The sequence below is a fragment of the Amycolatopsis palatopharyngis genome, assembly GCF_003385185.1.
Taxonomy (GTDB): Bacteria; Actinomycetota; Actinomycetes; order Mycobacteriales; family Pseudonocardiaceae; genus Amycolatopsis; species Amycolatopsis palatopharyngis.
In genome coordinates this window covers 1-17,604 of the sequence record NZ_PQHZ01000059.1, presented here as the reverse complement: position 1 = coordinate 17,604, position 17,604 = coordinate 1, and the positions used below count along the sequence as shown (strand labels likewise).

19 protein-coding genes and 1 pseudogene are annotated in these 17,604 nt (G+C 67.1%); 7 read left to right on the top strand and 13 right to left on the bottom strand.

Annotated features, from left to right (window positions below):
* The first annotated feature begins 58 nt into the window (after positions 1 to 58).
* Positions 59 to 1,987, top strand: a complete 1,929-nt coding sequence (locus tag D0C15_RS29245) for a flavin-containing monooxygenase (protein WP_116051356.1) — start codon at positions 59 to 61, stop codon at positions 1,985 to 1,987.
* Between the two features lie 105 nt (positions 1,988 to 2,092).
* On the opposite strand, the gene D0C15_RS29240 is transcribed toward D0C15_RS29245, so the two are convergent.
* The 4 genes from D0C15_RS29240 to D0C15_RS29225 all read right to left on the bottom strand — a co-directional run bounded on the left by D0C15_RS29240 (position 2,093) and on the right by D0C15_RS29225 (position 5,301).
* Positions 2,093 to 2,338, bottom strand: coding sequence for a hypothetical protein (locus D0C15_RS29240; RefSeq protein WP_116051355.1), 246 nt, complete (start codon positions 2,336 to 2,338; stop codon positions 2,093 to 2,095).
* Positions 2,339 to 2,491: 153 nt separating this feature from the next.
* Positions 2,492 to 3,688 (bottom strand): outer membrane protein assembly factor BamB family protein, encoded by a 1,197-nt coding sequence (locus D0C15_RS29235; RefSeq protein WP_116051354.1) that lies wholly within the window; start codon positions 3,686 to 3,688, stop codon positions 2,492 to 2,494.
* Positions 3,685 to 4,554, bottom strand: a complete 870-nt coding sequence (locus D0C15_RS29230; protein WP_116051353.1) for a cytochrome c biogenesis CcdA family protein — start codon at positions 4,552 to 4,554, stop codon at positions 3,685 to 3,687. Before D0C15_RS29230 ends, D0C15_RS29235 begins: the two co-directional genes overlap by 4 nt.
* 6 nt (positions 4,555 to 4,560) lie before the next feature.
* A complete protein-coding gene (locus tag D0C15_RS29225) occupies positions 4,561 to 5,301 on the bottom strand; it encodes a DsbA family protein (protein ID WP_116051352.1) in 741 nt (246 codons plus the stop codon).
* 91 nt (positions 5,302 to 5,392) lie between these two features.
* On the opposite strand from D0C15_RS29225, the gene D0C15_RS29220 reads away from it, so the two are divergent.
* The 5 genes from D0C15_RS29220 to D0C15_RS29200 all read left to right on the top strand — a co-directional run bounded on the left by D0C15_RS29220 (position 5,393) and on the right by D0C15_RS29200 (position 8,987).
* Complete coding sequence (locus tag D0C15_RS29220) at positions 5,393 to 5,983, top strand: hypothetical protein (protein WP_116051351.1); 591 nt, start codon at positions 5,393 to 5,395, stop codon at positions 5,981 to 5,983.
* A complete protein-coding gene (locus D0C15_RS29215) occupies positions 5,980 to 6,369 on the top strand; it encodes a BlaI/MecI/CopY family transcriptional regulator (protein WP_211323371.1) in 390 nt (129 codons plus the stop codon). The genes D0C15_RS29220 and D0C15_RS29215 overlap by 4 nt, the downstream gene beginning before the upstream one ends.
* On the top strand, positions 6,366 to 7,349 hold the full coding sequence (locus D0C15_RS29210) for a M56 family metallopeptidase (RefSeq protein WP_116051349.1): 984 nt from the start codon (positions 6,366 to 6,368) through the stop codon (positions 7,347 to 7,349). The genes D0C15_RS29215 and D0C15_RS29210 overlap by 4 nt, the downstream gene beginning before the upstream one ends.
* A gap of 26 nt (positions 7,350 to 7,375) precedes the next feature.
* Positions 7,376 to 7,705: a DsrE family protein gene (locus D0C15_RS29205; protein WP_116051348.1), complete on the top strand. Its 330-nt coding sequence runs from the start codon at positions 7,376 to 7,378 to the stop codon at positions 7,703 to 7,705.
* A 667-nt stretch (positions 7,706 to 8,372) separates the two neighbouring features.
* Positions 8,373 to 8,987 (top strand): replication-relaxation family protein, encoded by a 615-nt coding sequence (locus D0C15_RS29200; RefSeq protein ID WP_245976378.1) that lies wholly within the window; start codon positions 8,373 to 8,375, stop codon positions 8,985 to 8,987.
* Positions 8,988 to 9,412: 425 nt separating this feature from the next.
* Here D0C15_RS29200 and D0C15_RS29195 read toward each other — a convergent pair whose 3' ends face one another.
* The 4 genes from D0C15_RS29195 to trxA form a co-directional block, all read right to left on the bottom strand.
* Positions 9,413 to 9,694: an SHOCT domain-containing protein gene (locus tag D0C15_RS29195; protein ID WP_245976376.1), complete on the bottom strand. Its 282-nt coding sequence runs from the start codon at positions 9,692 to 9,694 to the stop codon at positions 9,413 to 9,415.
* A 2-nt stretch (positions 9,695 to 9,696) separates the two neighbouring features.
* Positions 9,697 to 10,098 (bottom strand): DUF302 domain-containing protein, encoded by a 402-nt coding sequence (locus D0C15_RS29190; RefSeq protein ID WP_116051347.1) that lies wholly within the window; start codon positions 10,096 to 10,098, stop codon positions 9,697 to 9,699.
* Between the two features lie 88 nt (positions 10,099 to 10,186).
* Positions 10,187 to 11,569 carry an MBL fold metallo-hydrolase gene (locus D0C15_RS29185; RefSeq protein ID WP_116051346.1) on the bottom strand — a complete coding sequence of 461 codons (1,383 nt, stop codon included), beginning with the start codon at positions 11,567 to 11,569 and terminating at the stop codon, positions 10,187 to 10,189.
* Between the two features lie 110 nt (positions 11,570 to 11,679).
* On the bottom strand, positions 11,680 to 12,036 hold the full coding sequence (gene trxA / locus D0C15_RS29180) for a thioredoxin (RefSeq protein WP_116051345.1): 357 nt from the start codon (positions 12,034 to 12,036) through the stop codon (positions 11,680 to 11,682).
* 123 nt (positions 12,037 to 12,159) lie between these two features.
* Here trxA and D0C15_RS29175 point away from each other — a divergent pair, with 123 nt between their 5' ends.
* Positions 12,160 to 12,879: a PIG-L deacetylase family protein gene (locus tag D0C15_RS29175; protein ID WP_116051344.1), complete on the top strand. Its 720-nt coding sequence runs from the start codon at positions 12,160 to 12,162 to the stop codon at positions 12,877 to 12,879.
* Between the two features lie 258 nt (positions 12,880 to 13,137).
* On the opposite strand, the gene D0C15_RS29170 is transcribed toward D0C15_RS29175, so the two are convergent.
* The 5 genes and pseudogenes from D0C15_RS29170 to D0C15_RS29150 all read right to left on the bottom strand — a co-directional run.
* A complete protein-coding gene (locus tag D0C15_RS29170) occupies positions 13,138 to 13,782 on the bottom strand; it encodes a DUF305 domain-containing protein (protein WP_162830295.1) in 645 nt (214 codons plus the stop codon).
* A 283-nt stretch (positions 13,783 to 14,065) separates the two neighbouring features.
* On the bottom strand, positions 14,066 to 15,205 hold the full coding sequence (locus tag D0C15_RS29165; RefSeq protein ID WP_116051342.1) for an NAD(P)/FAD-dependent oxidoreductase: 1,140 nt from the start codon (positions 15,203 to 15,205) through the stop codon (positions 14,066 to 14,068).
* Between the two features lie 436 nt (positions 15,206 to 15,641).
* Complete coding sequence (locus D0C15_RS29160) at positions 15,642 to 17,039, bottom strand: MBL fold metallo-hydrolase (protein ID WP_116051341.1); 1,398 nt, start codon at positions 17,037 to 17,039, stop codon at positions 15,642 to 15,644.
* 3 nt (positions 17,040 to 17,042) lie between these two features.
* Positions 17,043 to 17,360, bottom strand: a complete 318-nt coding sequence (locus D0C15_RS29155; protein WP_072029956.1) for a rhodanese-like domain-containing protein — start codon at positions 17,358 to 17,360, stop codon at positions 17,043 to 17,045.
* A 27-nt stretch (positions 17,361 to 17,387) separates the two neighbouring features.
* Positions 17,388 to 17,604: pseudogene (locus tag D0C15_RS29150) on the bottom strand (sulfite exporter TauE/SafE family protein); the annotation flags it as partial.

The following is a 17,604-nucleotide window of genomic DNA, read 5'->3' as shown; positions in this document are numbered from 1 at the left end:
CGGACGGCGTGCAATTCACGACAGCCCACCAGTCGCTCGCTCCGCAACGAGGAGAACAATGTCGACAGCAACCGAATCGCCCGCGTTTGTCCGCGAAACGGTCGTCTCGGCCCTTGAGGAAGGCGAACTGCCGTCCGAGCTCCTCGCCCTCGGCGAGCTCACCGGCGACCCGGACGTGCACCGATGGTCGCGCTACATCACCGGTCCGGCCCCCTGGGAGCACGACTTCCCGGCAGAGGTGGCGCGGTCCATTCGTGAGCGCCTCACCGATGCCATCCTCGCTAACAACGGCGCGGATGAATCGGAGGGGCTAGTACGGGAGTTGGCTTCATTGGCCGCCGGCTCTTCGACACCTTTCGGCCAAGAGGAGATGCTCCTTAAGGAGATGGGTCTGTCTACTGAGGACGAGGTCGGCTGGTCGGCCGAGCGGCCCGCCGGGGCGCAACACTTCCACGTAGTGATCATCGGTGGCGGGAGTTCGGGAATCACGGCCGCGCGTCGCTTGCGGCGTCTCGGAGTGCCTTTCACTGTTCTCGAAAGTGCTCAAGAGTTCGGCGGAACGTGGCTGCACAACTCCTACCCAGGGTGCGGCGTCGACATCGCGAGTCACTACTACTCGTTCTCGTTCGCACCCAACCCGCATTGGAGCCGGTACTACGCGAAACAACCCGAGATCCTCGCCTACCTCCAGACGGTAGCTCGGGACAGCGGCATCATGGAGAACACCTGGTTCGGTGCTCGGGTGTCCTCCGCGACGTACGACGAGACCGCTCACCATTGGGTGGTCCTCGGTACGGACGAGACGGGCAATCCGTTCCGGATCGTCGGTGACGTGGTCATCAGCGCGGTCGGGCTGCTCGGGATCCCGCACGTTCCCGACTACCCCGGCATGGAGAGCTTCACCGGAGAGATCGTGCACTCGGCACAGTGGCACGACGCGATCGAATTGGACGGGCGGCGCGTAGCCCTTGTCGGCACCGGGGCGAGCGCGAACCAAATCGGGCCCGCGGTCGCCGCGGACGTCGAGCAGCTGACCGTCTATCAGCGGACGGCGCACTGGAACATCAATGTAGACAACTACCTGAGTCGAGTGAGCGAGGGCGAGCGCTGGCTCCTGCAAAATGTTCCTGCCTACGCTCGTTGGTTCCGGGCCCGGACGCTGCTCTCCCAGAACGACGTCAACCGGTTGGCTCAACTGGTCGATCCGGAATGGACGGGTGAGCACGACACGATCAGTGCCGCCAACGAGCAGGCTCGGGAAGAGCTGACCGAGTACATCCGCACCGAACTCGGCGAACGCCAGGACCTGGTGCCTGCCGTCGTCCCTGACTACCCCCCGTTCTCCAAGCGAATGCTGCGGGACAACGGCTGGTACCGCATGCTGCGGCGGCCGAACGTGGAGCTGGTCCCGGGCACGAAGGATCTAGCGTTCGACGCGGAGAGCATCATCGGTCCGGACGGCGTGCGGCGACCGACCGACGTGTGCGTGCTGGCGACCGGCTTCCGGGCCAGCAGGATGCTGGCGTCCTACGAGGTCGTCGGCCGCGGAGGGCGGACGATCCGGGAGACCTGGGGCGAGGACGACCCACGGGCCCACCTGGGCATGACCGTTCCGGGCTACCCGAACTTCTTCGTGATGTACGGCCCGAACACGAACATCGCCACCGGCGGCAGCGTCATCTTTCAGGCCGAGACGTGGTCGCGCTACATCGTCGAGTCGATCAAGACCATGATCGAGCGCCGATGGTCGGAGCTTGAGGTCCGGCCGGAAGCGATGGAGCGCTACAACCGCCGGCTCGACGAACGTCTCGCGGAGATGGTGTGGAGCGTGACCTCGGCGGGGACGTGGTACCGCAACCGGCACGGTCGGGTGACCACGAACATGCCGTGGACGACCTTCGAGTACTGGGAGATGACCCGCCGGGTCGAATTCGCCGACTATGCCATCACCCCACGTACTGAACCGCCGCCGGTCGCGAACCCGTGAGGGTCGGCCCGGCGCCGCGGACGCGGGTCGAGATGCGAGATATCACCGCTCACCGCAGGGGTTCAAGTCGGTCGCAGGTCCTGGCGGGCGGCTGGGATCGATACCTCAAGCATCCGGCTCGCCCTTCGCGCGCTGGATCTGAGCCTCGACCGCCTCAGGCAACCTGTCCCACCGGTCATCCGTCTGCCGGGGACACGTGATCAGCTCATCGAGCAGATTGCTCGGCCGCGTCTGGCAGCACCTCCACAGTGCCTGGCCGGTTTTGTCGTCGAGAGCGATGCTGATGATCTCGCCGGGCTCGTCCTCGACATGCAGCAACGTGTTCCCGGTGACGCGCACGACGTCCAGCAACTAGCCCAGTGGCGTGCTAGATATGGAGACCGATTTGTCAAGTGGGCATGCGGCGTTCTTGGTCCAGATGAACGGCTTGGGGTCCTCGTTCCATGTCTTGATCCAGTCCCGGATGTCGTTTTCCAGGGCCGTCTGCGACGTGATCGCCATGCCTCATGGTCCCGAGTCGCCCAGGCCTGGGTGCTCCGGGACGGCAGCCAGGAGGCGACGGTCACCGTCGAGGAGCACAGCGGCTCCGTTGGCTGTGATCTGCGCGGGGACGATGATCGGTCCTTGGCCGTGGGGTTCGTAGGCTTGGGCGACGTCGCCGGTGAGGACGTTGTGGACCCGGACCGTTCCGTCTTCCCGGAGGTAGAGGAAGACACTTCCGAGAGCGGCGATGGTGGTCTCGGGGGCGACGGTGAGAGACCACAGGGGTTGGTCGTCGGTGTCGTAGGCGTGCAGACCTGTGTCGTCGAGGATGACCAGGGTTCCGGTGGTCGGGTCTACGGCGGCGTCTCGTGCGGTCTGACTCAGGATGGCGCCCTCCTGAAGGTCGATGAGCGCACTCGTGGAGTCAGACGTTGCGATGAGCGCGAGCCCGTCTCCCGACGGGGTGCTGGGGGAAGGCCCGATGGACGCTGCTGTCAATCCGTGCTCGGCGAGGGGGATGCGCCAGAGTTCCCCGTCGTCGGTCGTGTCGCGCGCGACAAGAGCGTCATCCTCCGTGAGCAGCACGATGCCGTGATACTCGCCGACGAGACGGATCTCGTCGGAGCTCGATTCGGTGGCGACAACGCGTCCGGTGGTGGGGTCGAGCGCTGTCCGCGGTCCGGAATCACCCATGAAGCCTTCGGGGGACGCTGCGAACACCAGGCCGGGACCTTGATGGGGGCCGGGCACCTCGACCGGAGCCCACACCTGCTCCCCGGTCGTCAGGTCGTACGCGGTGGCGGTGGTTGCGGCCAGCGCCTCGTCGGTGGTCTGAATATCGCCCAGGATCGCGAGGGCCCGGCCCTGCGCGTCAGTGGTGACAGCGAACCCACTGCAGCTGGCTGGGCGCTGCGCGGCCCACAGCACATCACCGTGGACATCCACGGCGGTGAACTCCAGGACGCTGTCGCGTTCACCGGCGGCGAGGTAGACGCCGTCCGCGTACTGATGGGTGGTGTCCCATCCTGGGTCCACGACTCGTAGTTCCTCGAACGAAGTCGGCAGCTGCATGCCCGCCGTGCCCACCTCGGGCAGCGGGTCCTGGACCGGATACGGGTTTCGGACAGGCTCCGGTTCGGACACCTCGCAGGCAGTCACAAGAAGCACCGTGACCGCCGCGAGAATTACGCCGGTGTGACGTGCATGGCGGTAGGTCATCGTTCTCCCGCGTCGTGTTCGGCCAGCTGCTTGTCTGCGCGAGCCCGGACGCGGCGCCGCCTCGCCCACAGCCAGAGGACGAGCCCCGCGAGGATGAGGACGGCGAGGATGTCCAGGACGGGGTTGGCCAGGATGGAGGCGCGTTCTTGCAACCATGCCTGGGCGTCGAGCGGGAGGAGTTCGGGGGCTCCGACGAGGCCGTTAGTGGTCCAGAACAGCACCCCGATGCCCAGGATCAGCACGCCGGTGACCACGGAGGTGGTGTGCAACTCACGGCCGAGGACGGTGAAGACGCGGCCGCGGAGGAAGCGACGCCCGCGGTTTCCGAGGCGCTGCCACAGCGCGGCGATCAGCAGCAACGGCACGACCATCCCCGTGCCGTAGACGGCGAGGAGGGCAGCCGCGGCGAAGGTGTCGCCGCGGGCGGCGGCCAGGGTGAGGACGGCGCCGAGGATGGGGCCGGCACAGAATCCGGCGATCCCGCTGGCAGCGCCGAGCAGGACGGTCTTGGCGATCCCTGTCTTGGATGCGGCCCGGGAGTGCAGGTCGGCCCCATCGGGGAGCAGGCGGGCCGGGTCGAACCCGAAGCCGAGGATCTGGGCAGCGCCGAGGACGATCAGGACCAGGGAGGCGATGAGCACGATCGCCTGCCGGTGGGTCACGAACAGCGCCCCAAGAGCACCGGCCCCGATGCCTATCGGGACCAGCACCACGAGCAGGCCGAGGTAGAACACGGCACCGTGCAGCAGCAGGCGCGGGCCGGTCCCGATCGTGGAGGCGAAGAACGCGGGCATCAACAAGGCTGCACACGGGCTCAGCAACGCGAGCGCCCCGCCGACGAAGGCGGTGATCAGTCCGATGTCCACGTCGGGCTACTCTGCCGCGTCGAGCGCGGTCTGGAACGCGTCCTGGAACACCTGGGTCGGCTGTGCGCCGACGATCGGCTGCCCACCCAGGATGAACACCGGGGTCGACTGAACGCCCAGGTCGAGCCCGAACTGCTGGTTGGCGGCGATCTGCTCCGCTGTCTCCTCGGAGGCCATGTCGGTGGCAAACTGCTCGGTGTCCAGCCCCAGGTCGGCGGCCAGGGCGCTGAGCGCCTCGTCGCTCAGGTCGGCTTCGGAGCGGCGGTGACCGTCGGCGAAGAGCGCGTCGTGGTACTCCCAGAACGCCCCCTGCAAGGCGGCGGCGTAGGACGCACGCGCGGCGCGTTCCGAGGCCGGGCCGAACACGTTGACGTCGCGCCACTCGATCCGCAGGTCACCGGCCTCGACATGCTCCATCATCGACGGCTGCGTCTCGGCACTCCACTTGGCGCAGAACGGGCACTGGTAGTCGGAGAACACCACCAGCACCACCGGGGCGTCCACCGGGCCGGCCACCAGCAGGTCCGCGTCATCGCGACTCTCGGCCTCGGAAAGGTCCGGCTGCTCGGGGCCCTGGACCTCGGTCGGCGCCTCCGCCCCCGACGGTGAGGTCCCCGACCCGTCCGCGGACGGGTCGTTCCCGCGGGCCAACGCCACGATGATGGCGATCAGGACAGCGGCGATGGCGAGTACCGCCACCGGCACCAGCCATGTGGATCTCGAACGACGAGTGGATTCGGTGGACATGGGCAATCTCCTCTTCGATCGCAGCGCTCTGCTCTTTACTATCTCAGATAGTCGACTATGCACGGTAGTCGAGTCATGTGACAATGGAGTAATGACGTCTTCCGTAGCCAGGTCAGGGCAGAGAATTGGTGCCAGTGTCGTGCTGGCGGTGCAGGCGCTTCGGGCGTGGACTGCTCGGCAGGTGTTGGTCGCGATCGCCGCTGGTGTGGGCGTGGCTGTCGTGGTGGGGGTGGCGACGGTGTTGATCCCGAACCCGGTGTTCGGCCGTGAAATCCCGCCGGTGTGGTGGAACTATCCGGTGTGGCTGGTCGCCTCGGCGTTGTCGGGGATGTTGGTGGCGACCTACGTGCGGGCGAAGACGGTAGACGGCCCTGCTGACGGGACTGGTGCCGCGGACACCGACATGGCTCGGGTTGAGCGTGAGGGAGGAGCGGTTGCGCGGCGCTCCAGCCGGATGGGGATGGCCGGCGGAATCTTGGCGTGGTTCGCAGTGGGCTGCCCGGTCTGCAACAAGCTCGCCCTGCTCGCTCTGGGGTACTCCGGAGCGATCACCTGGTTCGCGCCGGTGCAGCCGTTCCTCGCGCTCGGCGCACTGATCCTGACGGGTGTGGCGCTGGTGTGGCGGTTGCGGGGACAGGTCGCCTGCCCAGTGCGCCCTGAGCCGATGGTGGTGGCTCGATGAGCGGTATGGGTGAGCCGCAGGGAGACCTGCTGCGCCTGGGGGCACTGGAAGCGCAGGTCATGGACGTGCTGTGGGATCACGGTCCCGCGACGATCCGGGAGGTGATCGAGCACCTGCCCTCCGAGCCCGCCTACACGACGATCGCGACGGTGCTGAGCAACCTGGACCGCAAGCACCTTGTCACCATCACCCGGCAGAACCGCTCGACGCGGTACACCGCACGCACGAACAGGCACGAACACGCCGCCCAGCTGATGGAACAGGTGCTGCAGGCCAGCCGCGACCGTGCCGCCTCGATCCTGCAATTCGTCGACTCGATGCCCGAGAATGACCTGGACCTGCTGCGCGACTATCTGAAGCGCCGTGACGAGGGGCAGGTGCCATGACACCCGGCATGCTGACCATTGTGCTGGGGGCCGGGCTGATTGCCCTGGCGCTGGTCGGCCCGTGGCTGCTACGCCAGGCGGCGCCCGCGCTCGTCCGAGTTCCGCGCCTGGCGATCGCCGTGCTCAGTGGCGGCATCATCATTTGGCTCGGCACACTGCTCGCGATCGGCCCGGTACTAGCATGGGCGGGGTCCGGCCCCGCGCTGCTGCCCGAAGGCGCGGCCGCGGTCTGTCAGCGGTGCCTTGCCGCCGCCAACCCGTTCTCTGGCGGCACCACCACCGACACGGCGATCCCCGCTGTGCTGCTGCTTGCACTGCCCGCCGCGCTCACCCTCGCGCTCGGTGTCGGAATCACCCGGCAGATGATGCGGCGCGTACGATGTTCCCGAGAAGCAGCGCGCCAGCTGCTGCGCGGTGCGCAGCAGCGCCGCCTGCATGGACACGGCGTGTCGGTGGTCGAGGTGGAGCACCCGTTCGCGCTCACGTTCCCCGCACGCCACGGCGGGATCGTGCTGTCCACCGGTGCCGTGCACGCGCTGGACGACGACGAGCTCGCCGCCGTGCTGGCGCACGAGCACGCCCACCTGCGCCAACGCCACCACCTGGTCTCCGCCCTGGTGGCCAGCGTTGCGGTCTTCCTGCGGTGGGTGCCGCTCGTCGCAGCGGCAGCAGACGCCCTGCCGCACTATCTGGAGATCGCCGCGGACAACCAGGCGCGCCGAAATGCCGGCACCCCGGCGTTGGTGAGCGCACTGGTGAAGCTCGGCGAGCGCGCTCACCCTGACCTGCATGGGCAGGCGTGCGCGGAGGCGCTGCACGCGGCTGGTCCCGAACGCATCCGCCAGCTCGTGCGCCCCAGCGCGGGCCTGACCGGTGCTGTCCCTGCGGTGGCGATTACGGCCTATCTCGTGGCTCTGGCCCTCGTCAGCGCGGCCGTGCACCTGCCTTATGCCTCCGCAGCCCTGACCGGCTGCGCGTGACCAGCTTTCGAAGGGAGAGCAGAGATATGGACGAACAGAGTGCTCGCGAGGTGATCTTGCACGTCTCCGATGATCCCGCCGACGTTCAGCGAGCGTTGGACGCGGCCGCAGGACTGCAGACCGCCGGCCTGGGCGTAGACGTGCGCGTAATCGTCAACGGCGCGGCGTTGACCGGCCTGACCGAGACGGACGCCGTCGACGTGCCCGAGCACACACAAGTCGCCGCGTGCAGTGTCGGGCTGGGACGGCGCGGCATCGACCCCGAGGATCTGCGGCCCGCCGTGCTGACCGTCCCCTCCGCAGTGGTGGCGATCGTCGAGGCACAGCTGGCCGGTGCTGCCTACGTGCGCATCTGACGAGCCACCGCCTTGGGTCACGCTCGTCGGCGCTGGAGGAGCAGCACTCCAACGACCAGCTCCTCAATCTCCCCGGAAGGGCTGGAAGCGGAACAGTCCGCGTCTCGGCGGTGATGACCAGCCACTCGCGCTCGCCCAGTTCCAGCTTCACAAACTCCTGCACCGGGCTGACGAATCGGTGTCCAGGATGCTCGCCGAGGTCGATCCACGGCGGGGGCGCCACGTGCGAGACGACTAGAAGGTGACCGCCGAGGTTCACCTGGGCGGCAGCCCGACGCAGGATCGCGATGCGCGGGACCTCCACGGGCGAGTACAGGAAGCGGGACTGTGTCGTGAGCGGCGTCTCTCTGGTCAAGTTGATCTTGGATAGGGGTTGTATGGTTGCTGTTGGCGGGTTCGGGAAGTGACTTGTCCGAAGAGCTGATGTGCGCGCCGGGCGGCGATGGCCGGGCCGCAAGCCGTTCGCGAGTCAATCCCACAGGTGACAGGTGCTGCCCGAGCAAGGCCCGGCCACCGCCTGAGGAGATCATGGCTGCAGACCACACTCCCTGCCGGTATTGAACAAGTTGGTATTTCCGGCGTGGCCGGTTCGCCCGTATAGGGGTGAGCGCTGGCCCACCTCCTTCTTGTCAACGTTCAGCAGATCGTCGAGGTCTGCTACCCGACCATGCGTGCGGCCAACCACCGCCTGCTCGACCTGTTCAAATGGCGCGTCGTCGACCGCTTCCAGCCGTTCGTCAGCTCCGGCACCGCCCCGATGCACTACGTGCTCGACATCGCCGGCGCGATCGTGTCCGGGTACGAGGACGGTCTCGACCCCAATCAACTCGGCTACCGCCACGAAGACGCCATCGGCATCGCCCACTCCCTGCGCCTCGCGCACACCGTTGGCGTCAACGGATTCTTCACCACACTCGTCGCGCTTAGCCGACAGCCCGGCGCCCGCGGACGGCTGACCGCGTGGTGGTCCAAGCTGCGCTGCGGCCGGCTCTTCGGCGACATGGTCCGCCCCGACGCCTACAGCCGATGGCGCGAAAACGGCCACCAGATCGAGTTCTTCCTCGAATCCGACTTCGGCACCGAAGACCTCGGCAAGCTCGGACGCAAACTCCACGGCTACGAAAAGCTCGGCACCGCAACAGGAATCACCACACCCGCCTGGTGTGGCTGCCCACCCACCGGCACGAAACCGCCGCGCGCAGGGCGCTCGCTGACGCACTGTCCCAGTTGGACCGCCCCCGCCCCGTGCTCGTGCCCACAGCTACCAGCGCCGCGGGCATAGCCGGCGAGAACAACCCCGCGCCACCCGGTGGCTGCCGATCTCCGGCCCGGCGCCGCGACGGCCAGGCCGGCTGCGGCTCGCCGAGTTCTCGCCTCACACCGACCCGCCCACCACGGCGCCGCGGTCGATCACGGCCCAGGCCCAGCAGACGCCCGCGAACCTGACCGCGCCGGACCCACTCCCGCCACCAGCCACTTCCGGAGGTGATGGCTGAGTTTTGTACCGCTACTGCGCCAGATCGGACAATTGGGTTTCGAGAGCGCGAAGCCTCCGAAGTACTAGCACGTTGGTGACGACGAGGGCAGCGATCATCCCAATGGGCAGTAGTGGCATCAACGGAAATCCGGGAGGTTTCATGGTCATACTCCACGTTCCGGCTGCCCTTGACGGCAGCACAATGGCTGGGGATCGGTTGATTGATGGGCTCAGTTCAGGTCGGTTCGTCGGCTGCGGTACTCCTGCTCGTCGATCTCGCCGCGGGCATATCGCTCGTCGAGGATCCGGTGCGCGGAGGAGGGGTCCTCTTGGGCGCCGCCGTGTCGGTCCTGCACGGGCCGGTAGATCAGGTAGCCCAGCAGGGCTAGTCCGATCAGCAGGAGTACTGGCCAGAGCCAGAACCAGCCCATCATGGAACCGTCCATCATGGTCATCACACTCCAGTCGCCCATGCTCGCTTCGCCTGCTCGGGTTTCACGGGTCTGAGGCACCGCTAAACGCTGCGGTGGGCCAGAGCGTCGAGGGCAGTGTTGATGCGTTGTCCGGCGTCGTCGGCGATGGGCTGGAGTTGGTCGAGTTCGGGCACGGTGACCATGACCTGGGGATCGAGGGCCTGGACCACGGTCTGGTTGTCCCCAGCGGCGCGAACCACGACGTTACAGGGCAGCAGCAGTCCGATCTGCCGGTCGATGTCGAGGGCGCGGTGCGCGAGCTGGGGATTGCAAGCGCCGAGGATGATGTAAGGCTCCACATCGGCGTCGAGCTTGTTTTTCAGCGTGGCCTGCACATCGATCTCGGTGAGCATGCCGAATCCCTGCGCCTGAAACGCCTCCTTCACCGTCGGCACGGCCTGTTCGTACGGTAGATCAAGCGTGATCGTCCGGGCGTAATCCATGATGATCCTCCTTGACGTGTGGATTGCTTAACGCTGTCATGCTGAGCTCGGTTGCGCTGGTCATGGCCAATGCCAGTGGGTAACGCCGTTAGCGCGTCGCCGCACTGTGCTGGGCAGCAGCCCGGAAAGGGGCGCCGGTTGCGGCAGCCCGGTCAATGTCGTCGTCAATCACGACGACGCGGCGACCAGCAGCGGCCAGAATGGAGGCGGCGATGGAGGCACGGTAGCCGGAGCGGCAATGCACCCATACCTCGCCGGAGGGGACGTCGGTAAGCCGGTCGAGCAGGTCGTGCAGCGGGATGTGTACGGCACCGTCCAGGTGGCCAATGGCCCATTCCTGGTTGCGGCGCACGTCGAGGACCACGACCGGGCGGTGGTGGAGCACTGTGGCCAGGTCGGCGAAGTCCGCGACCGCCAACGACTCCAGGGGCGTGTCGCCGGACCACTTGTGTGGGTCTCCGGTGGCCGCGGCTTCGATGCGGTCGAGGCCGATGCGCACCAGTTCACGCTGCGCCTCGGCGACCTGCTCGATGGTGTCGCCCAACAGTGTCAAGGGGGTGCCCCAGGGGATCAGCCAGCCGAGGTAGGTGACGAAGTTGCCGTCGGCGCCGAAGTTGAGGGTGCCGGGGACGTGGCCGGCCGCGAATGCGGTCCGGGTGCGCAGGTCCACCACCCATTCGCCGGACTCGAGGCGTCGGCGCAGCTCGGGGGCGTCGGCCTGCTCCGGCGGGGACAGGTCCGGCGCCGGTGGCCCAGCAGTGTTGAGCGACATCATGTGGGTGTAGTAGGCCGGGTAGTCATCCAGGCCCTGCAGCAGGGAGTGGACGTAGTCCTGCTCGTCCTGTGTCAGGGCGGGGTTGGTCTGCTTTTCCTGGCCGATCGTGGATTGCTCGCCCTGTGCCTGCGTGGCCGAGCAGAAGCTGCCGAACCCGTGGGTCGGGTAGATTTCCGCATCTTCGGGGAGTTCGGTGGCCAACCTCCGTGCCGAGCCGTACTGAGCGTGCGCGAGTTCTTCGGTGTGCACGGCCCCCAACAGATCCGGCCGCCCGGTCGAGCCATAGAGCAGCGAACCGCCGGTGAACACCGCCGGCGGGCGGCCGGGGACGTCCAGCACATAGGACAGATGCGTGAAGGTGTGGCCCGGTGTGGTCAAGGCGCGCACCCGCATCGCCGGGCCGATCTGTACCTCTTCCCCGTCATTGATCGGCTGGCGATCGAAGGACACGGTGTCAGCCGCGTTGACGTGGTAAGCCGCTCCGGTGGCCTGCGCCAGCGCCAACCCTCCGGTCACGTAGTCGTTGTGAATGTGCGTTTCGAACACGTCGGTGACACGCACGCCACGCTGCTCGGCGAGCGTGAGGAATCGGTCGATGTCGCGCTGCGGGTCCACCACGAACGCCACGTCGCCATCGGTGACCAGGTAGCTGCGGTCGCCCAGTGTGGGCGTGTCGAGTGCGATGATGTCTACCATCTTGTTTCTCCTCGTCTCACAATCTCCAGCTCAGGCGTTGTCGGGTCGCAGGCCCCGCTCCGCGGGATTCGGGTACTCGGCGTCTGCGCTGACGATCTGGATCATCACTGTCACTGTTCGGCGAGTTTTTGCCGAACCTGGTCCATATCGACCTCGCGGGCCTTCGCGATCAGGTCCTCGAGCGCACTCTCCGGGAGCGCACCGGGCTGTGCGTACAGCACCACGCCATCACGCGCGACCATCAAGGTGGGAATCGAGGAGATACCGAACCGCGCCGCCAGTCCCTGTTGCGCCTCGGTGTCCACTTTGCCGAACCGGACATCCTCGTGACGCTCGGACGCGCGCTCGAACACCGGCGCGAACTGTCGACAGGGCCCGCACCACGCCGCCCAGAAGTCGACCAGCACTATGCCGTCCGCACCGATGACCTCGTTGAAAGTGTCGTTCGCCAGCTCGATTGTTGCCATCATGCACCTCCTTCTCATACCCCCCTGGGTATCATAACAGTCCTGCAGTGGCTGGCATTCCCACACATCGACCGCGCGGCCGTTCAGCTGGCGGCGACATACCCCGGGGCGTACAACAGTGGTATGGGACAGGATGCGCAAGCAAGAAGCAGGAAAGAGCAGGCCCGTGACCTGCTCGACGCGGCAGACGCCGTGCTCGCGGTGGTCGCGCACCCGGACGACGAATCGTTCGGACTTGGCGCGGTGCTCGACCATGTGGCCGCTGCGGGAACGTCGGTGACGGTGCTATGTTTCACCCACGGTGAGGCCTCCACTTTGGGCGGAGAGCACGCCGATCTGGGCGCATTACGGGCTGACGAGCTGGATGCGGCGGCCACAGTACTGGGTGTCAAGCGCAGCGTTCTGCTGGACTACCCCGACGGGGGCCTGGCCGACGTGTCCGTGGACGAACTCGCCGGTCACGTCGAGTCGCTGGCCGCCGAGGTGAGACCGACCTATCTGCTGGCGTTCGACACCACCGGCGTGACGTCCCATCCCGACCACGTCCGTGCCACCGAGGCTGCTCTGGCCACCGCCGACCATCTGGGTCTGCCCGTCCTCGGCTGGACGTTACCGGCCCAGGTCGCCGACCAGCTCAATGCGGAGTTCGGCAGCCCCCTGGTTGGCTCACCGCCTGACTTGGTCGACCTCGCCCTGCTCGTCTCCCGGACACGTCATCATCAAGCCATCGCCTGCCACCGTAGCCAGTCCACCGACAATCCACTCCTGCACCGGCGCCTGGACCTGCTCGGTGACACCGAACACCTCCGCCTGCTCCGACCGGCTCCGCGTGCCGAGCTGTGACACGGGGCCCGCAGCCGTGGGTGGACGGCACGCTGCACGCGGAGATCCATGCCGCAGCCCTCCCCGGCGTCGTGCTGTCTCAGCACTTGTCGGAAAAGTGGGCCTGACGTTATCTAGCTGCCTGGCTGCGCGGAGCGACGATGATCGATAGCACCGCACCTGCCGGGGCACGCTGGGAACCTGGCTGTCTGGGATGGTGGCGTCCCTGCGGATGCGACGAGCGGGTTTCCGTGACGGGCCGGGTTGCCCTGGTTCGCCTCACCCGCTGGAGGCTACTAAGTAGGTCTGCATTCGGCGGATCTCGGCTGATTGGTCGGCGATGATGTCGCGGGCCAGTCGCTTGAGGTTGGGGTGTTCAGCTCGAGTGAGGGCCTGGCGAGCCATGTCGATGGCGAGGCGATGGTGGGGAATCATCATTTGCAGGAACATCACCTCGCGTTGCTCACCCGATGCGCCCATCATGCTGTCCATCCCGCCCATGGGCTCGTCAGGCATCCCGCCGAAGGTACTGGGCGCGTGGGGGTACCACTGCTGACGCCAGGTTCGCATCTGGCGTACCTGCGCGGTTTGCTCGGTGACGATCTCGTCGGCCAGTGTACGCAGCTCCGGGCGTGCGGAGCCCGCGATCATGTTGGCGGCAGAGACAATGGCTCCTTGGTGGTGCGTTGTCATCTGGTCGATGAACTGGCGGTCGAAAGGCTCGTCAGAGTTGAACGAGCCCATCGGCTGATTGCCCATCATCCCGTCTGGCGAGCCGGGTGTCATCGAGGGCATGTTCGTGGAGCCGGGCCCAGGACTGAAGACGGCGTAGCCGATGCCCAGGCCGAGAGCGAGCGCTCCTGCCACCACCACCGTGGCGAGGGTGGTGAATGTGCGTCGATTCATGGGCTTCATCCGTGCCATCCCGGGTGCTCCCGTTGTTGCGTCAGCCCGGATGGTTGCGTCATCTGCGCCATCTCGGGCATGCATTGCTGGTGGCATGCGGGGCAGGATCGACGGAGGCGATGTGGTCTGCGGCCTTGTGCGCGGCGCCGGCCAGGGGCCCGCGCCGCGAGCTGGCCGACCCCACCAGTACAGCCACGCCGAAATGGGGTATCTGCTCCCGTTTTATGGTCGTGCCTTGAATCCTTCCTGTTGCTGATTGGGGGTGTGGCAGCGAGGGGTGGTGTGCGTGGGCGTTCGCGGGTCAGGTTGGGGTGGCGTCGAGCCAGTTGCGGAGCCGTTCGGCCTCGAACGCGTGTTTTCGCGTGAAGGTGTCGGTGTCTGGTTCGGCCATGCGCACGTCTGGTTTGGGCTCGGCGAAGAAGTTGCCCTCCAGGGTGGCGGCTCGTTGCTCAGGGAATTCCAGGAAGCAGTAGCCGGTGCCGTCGAACCGGTCGCCCTGACCGCCGTCGACCTCGGCGGCGATGTTGCGTGCGGCGACACGGGCCATGCCCTCGGCGAAGATGCCCGCCTTCGGCGGGGGTGACGCGGTGCAGTCGCCGACCGCGTAGACCCGGTCGAAGTCGGTGCGGCGGGTCTCGCGATCGGGGTGGATCCACCCTCCTTCACCGGCCAGTGGGCTGTCGGCGACGACTTGGGGTGCGACCGCCTGGGGCACCGCCAAAAGCAGTGTGTACGGCAGCCGGTCACCGTCGGCAAACAACACGGTGCGGGCGTCGGGGTCGATGGTCTGCACGCTCTGTTCGGTGCGCAGCTGAATGCCGCGATCGGTGAGCGCGTCGGCGACGAAAGTGCTGACCTCGGACCCGGCACCGGGCATGGTCATGGGCTGGGGCGTGGTGACCAGCAGCTGGACCTGATCGCGCACCCCCCGGCCACGGAGGTAGTCGTCGAGCAGGAATGCGGCCTCGTAGGGGGCCGGGGGGCACTTGTAGGGGGTACCGAGCACCGGGACCACGAGTGTCCCGCTATCCAGGCGAGCGAGGTCGGTGCGCATCGCCGGTAATGCGTCGGCGCTGTAAAGGTCGTGCGCCGATCCCCGCAGTTGCGCGGTTTGCTCGGGTGGGGTGTTCGCGCCGAGCGCGATCACAAGGAAGTCGGCGCTGAGCGGACCGGCCTCGGTCTCGACCCGACAGTGGGCGGGGTCGATCGCGGTGATGCGCGTGTGGACGAACCGGATGCCGTGCCGGTGCAGGGCCGAGAGGCTGGCGGTGCCCTGCTCCAGCGGCCGCGCCCCGACAAGGTCCCACGTCTTGGCGAAACCGTTGTAGAAATGGTCCTCGGCGGCGACCACGGTCACCTCGTGCTCCGGGAGCCGCGCCCGCAGCTCGTGGGCTGCGGCGAGGCCACCGAACCCCCCGCCCAGAATCAGTGTGCTGGTCATGATCAAACCTTCCTACCGGTTGGGCAACTGGTGATGCCTCTTGGCGGTCGCCGTGCGGCGTTCTCGTCGTTCAATTTCCATTGCGCATCAGGTAGACGCCGCCGAGTACGAGCAGGACACCATCAGCATTCCGACATTGCGGGCATTGCAGTGTTCATCCCGTGGGCGTGATGGCGCTCCTCCTGCAGGGGTGGTGGCAGACGTGTGTCATTGTCGTGCAGGACTTGTCGTTTCTCGTGATGTGTGGTGTGGCTACCCCGTTCGCTGGATCTCATGTACCCCGAGCCTGTCGTCGTCCACTTAGGAATCGCCCCGGGCAGCAGCATGAACTGGGCCAAGGCCGAACGCAGCCGTTCGGGCAGTAACCGGGCCGACTGTCGGTCAACCGGCGTTCCATCCGACGGATCCAACCGGATCAGCATGAGAGCGCGCCGTGTCAGGTGGTGGTCGGGTACCGGGCACGCTGCCACGCGGTCATCCCACCGGCGACGTTGATCACCGGGATGTCGCGTTCTCGCGCGAGCAGGCTGGCGGCGACCGACGAGCGGTAGCCGCTGCCGCACGTGACGGCGACGGGTTTGTCCGCGGGGACCTCGTCGAGCCGGTCGGGTAGTTCGGCGCCGGTGATGAACGTGGCGCCGGTGACGTGGCCGGCGGCCCACTCGGCGGGCTGGCGCACGTCGAGCAGGGTGATCGCGTCCTCGTCGAGTCTGCGTTTCAGCTCGTCCACCGTGATCTGCGGGGTGTGGTCGATCGGTCGTGCCGAGGTGCGCCAGGCGCTCATGCCCCCGGCTAGCCACCCGACGGGCATGCGGTAGCCGATGCGCAGCAGTTGCCAGACCGTCTCCCACAGATCCCCGGGCCGGTCGAGCACGAGCAGGATCTCCGCGTCGGCGGGGAGCACGGTGCCGGCCCAGGTGGCGAAGGACGAGCCGAGGCCCACGTTGACGGCGCCGGGGATGTGGCCACCGCCGAAGGCTTCCGGCGAGCGGGTGTCGAGCACGACGACGCCACCGTCGACGGCGTTGGCGACGTCATCGGGTGGTAGTGCCGGTGGCTCGGTGAGTACGCCGAGGGGGTCGACGCCGGCCATGTTCTGGGAGCGCATACGCCGCCAGTACGGGGGCACGGCGGGGAGGTTGTCCAGCCGGATGCATTGCCGCACGAATTCGTCTTTCCCGGCGACCTCGGCCAGGGTCGCGTTCGTGCGTTTCTCGTATCCGAGTGTCGTCGACAGCCGGGACCCGATGTTGCCGCCGCACAGTGATCCGGCCACGTGTGTGGGGAACACTTCGACGTGGTCGGGCAGCGTGAGCAGCTTGGTCTGGATCGTGTCGCAGTAGACCTCGGCGTGGCGGCGGGCCTGCTCCTGGCCACCGAGCAGGTCGGGGCGGGCGAGGTCACCGACAAGCAGCGCCCCACCGGAGAGCAACAATGCCGGGGTATCGGCGCTGGCGGAGCGATCGTAGACGAGCAGGCTGATGTGCTCGGGGGTGTGCCCGGGCGTGTGCATCACTTCGATTCCGACGTCGCCGAACTCGATCTGCTCGCCGTCGGCGATCGGCCGGTGTGCGTAACTCAGCTCGCCCGCGGCCGAACCCCACACCTGCGGCGGGTGCGCGGATCCAGCCAATTCGCCCAACCCGGACAGGTAGTCGTTGTGCCCGTGGGAGTCACACGCGTAGGTGATCCGAAACCCCCGGTCGCGAGCCGTCTGTCGATAGACCTCCACATCGCGGCGGGGGTCGAACACCAGCGCCTGACCAGTCTTCTCGTCCCCGATCAGATAGGAGGCGTGTCCGAGACTGTTGAGGTAGAACTGCTGGAACCACATGGTTCACGCCACCCTTCCCGGCTTGCCGTCAGGGGTGGTGAAGGGGAGCGCGGCCTCCTGCCATGCCTGCATCCCACCGTCGGTGTTCTCCGCGGAATAACCCTGTTGCCGCAGGAATTCGGCTGCCTGTTCACTGCGGTGACCGCTGCGGCACACGGTCACCACGGGCCGCGTGGTGTCGAGCTCGGTGAGCCGGGTGGGCACCTCGTCCATCGGAATGTGCCGGGCGCTCTCGATGCGGCCGGCCTGCCATTCCTCGAGCTCGCGCACGTCCACCAGCTGTACCTCGTTTCGTCGCCGGTAGAGCTCCTCGACCTGCATCCTGCACTCCTTCCTTTCCGTGATTTCTCATGTCAGCGCGCTGGGGTTGAGCAGGGCCTGAACCGCGACGAACACCGCGACCGCGATCACCAGGTAGGCGAACCAGCGGCGCAAACTGTCGGCGTCCACGCGGCCGGCAAGCCTGCCCGAGGCCACCGACGCCGCGAGGGCGGCGATCGTGAAGGCCGCGACCACTGAATAGTCCAGTTCGGTCACCGCGTCCCAGTGAGCCGCCAGTCCGGCG

Coding starts and splice junctions, on each gene's coding strand:
- D0C15_RS29245 (WP_116051356.1), top strand. CDS start 59: ATGTCGACAGCAACCGAATCGCCCGCGTTTGTCCGCGAAACGGTCGTC.
- D0C15_RS29235 (WP_116051354.1), bottom strand. CDS start 3,688: ATGACCTACCGCCATGCACGTCACACCGGCGTAATTCTCGCGGCGGTC.
- D0C15_RS29225 (WP_116051352.1), bottom strand. CDS start 5,301: ATGTCCACCGAATCCACTCGTCGTTCGAGATCCACATGGCTGGTGCCG.
- D0C15_RS29220 (WP_116051351.1), top strand. CDS start 5,393: ATGACGTCTTCCGTAGCCAGGTCAGGGCAGAGAATTGGTGCCAGTGTC.
- D0C15_RS29215 (WP_211323371.1), top strand. CDS start 5,980: ATGAGCGGTATGGGTGAGCCGCAGGGAGACCTGCTGCGCCTGGGGGCA.
- D0C15_RS29210 (WP_116051349.1), top strand. CDS start 6,366: ATGACACCCGGCATGCTGACCATTGTGCTGGGGGCCGGGCTGATTGCC.
- D0C15_RS29205 (WP_116051348.1), top strand. CDS start 7,376: ATGGACGAACAGAGTGCTCGCGAGGTGATCTTGCACGTCTCCGATGAT.
- D0C15_RS29200 (WP_245976378.1), top strand. CDS start 8,373: ATGCGTGCGGCCAACCACCGCCTGCTCGACCTGTTCAAATGGCGCGTC.
- D0C15_RS29190 (WP_116051347.1), bottom strand. CDS start 10,098: ATGGATTACGCCCGGACGATCACGCTTGATCTACCGTACGAACAGGCC.
- D0C15_RS29185 (WP_116051346.1), bottom strand. CDS start 11,569: ATGGTAGACATCATCGCACTCGACACGCCCACACTGGGCGACCGCAGC.
- trxA (WP_116051345.1), bottom strand. CDS start 12,036: ATGGCAACAATCGAGCTGGCGAACGACACTTTCAACGAGGTCATCGGT.
- D0C15_RS29175 (WP_116051344.1), top strand. CDS start 12,160: ATGGGACAGGATGCGCAAGCAAGAAGCAGGAAAGAGCAGGCCCGTGAC.
- D0C15_RS29170 (WP_162830295.1), bottom strand. CDS start 13,782: ATGGCACGGATGAAGCCCATGAATCGACGCACATTCACCACCCTCGCC.
- D0C15_RS29165 (WP_116051342.1), bottom strand. CDS start 15,205: ATGACCAGCACACTGATTCTGGGCGGGGGGTTCGGTGGCCTCGCCGCA.
- D0C15_RS29160 (WP_116051341.1), bottom strand. CDS start 17,039: ATGTGGTTCCAGCAGTTCTACCTCAACAGTCTCGGACACGCCTCCTAT.
- D0C15_RS29155 (WP_072029956.1), bottom strand. CDS start 17,360: ATGCAGGTCGAGGAGCTCTACCGGCGACGAAACGAGGTACAGCTGGTG.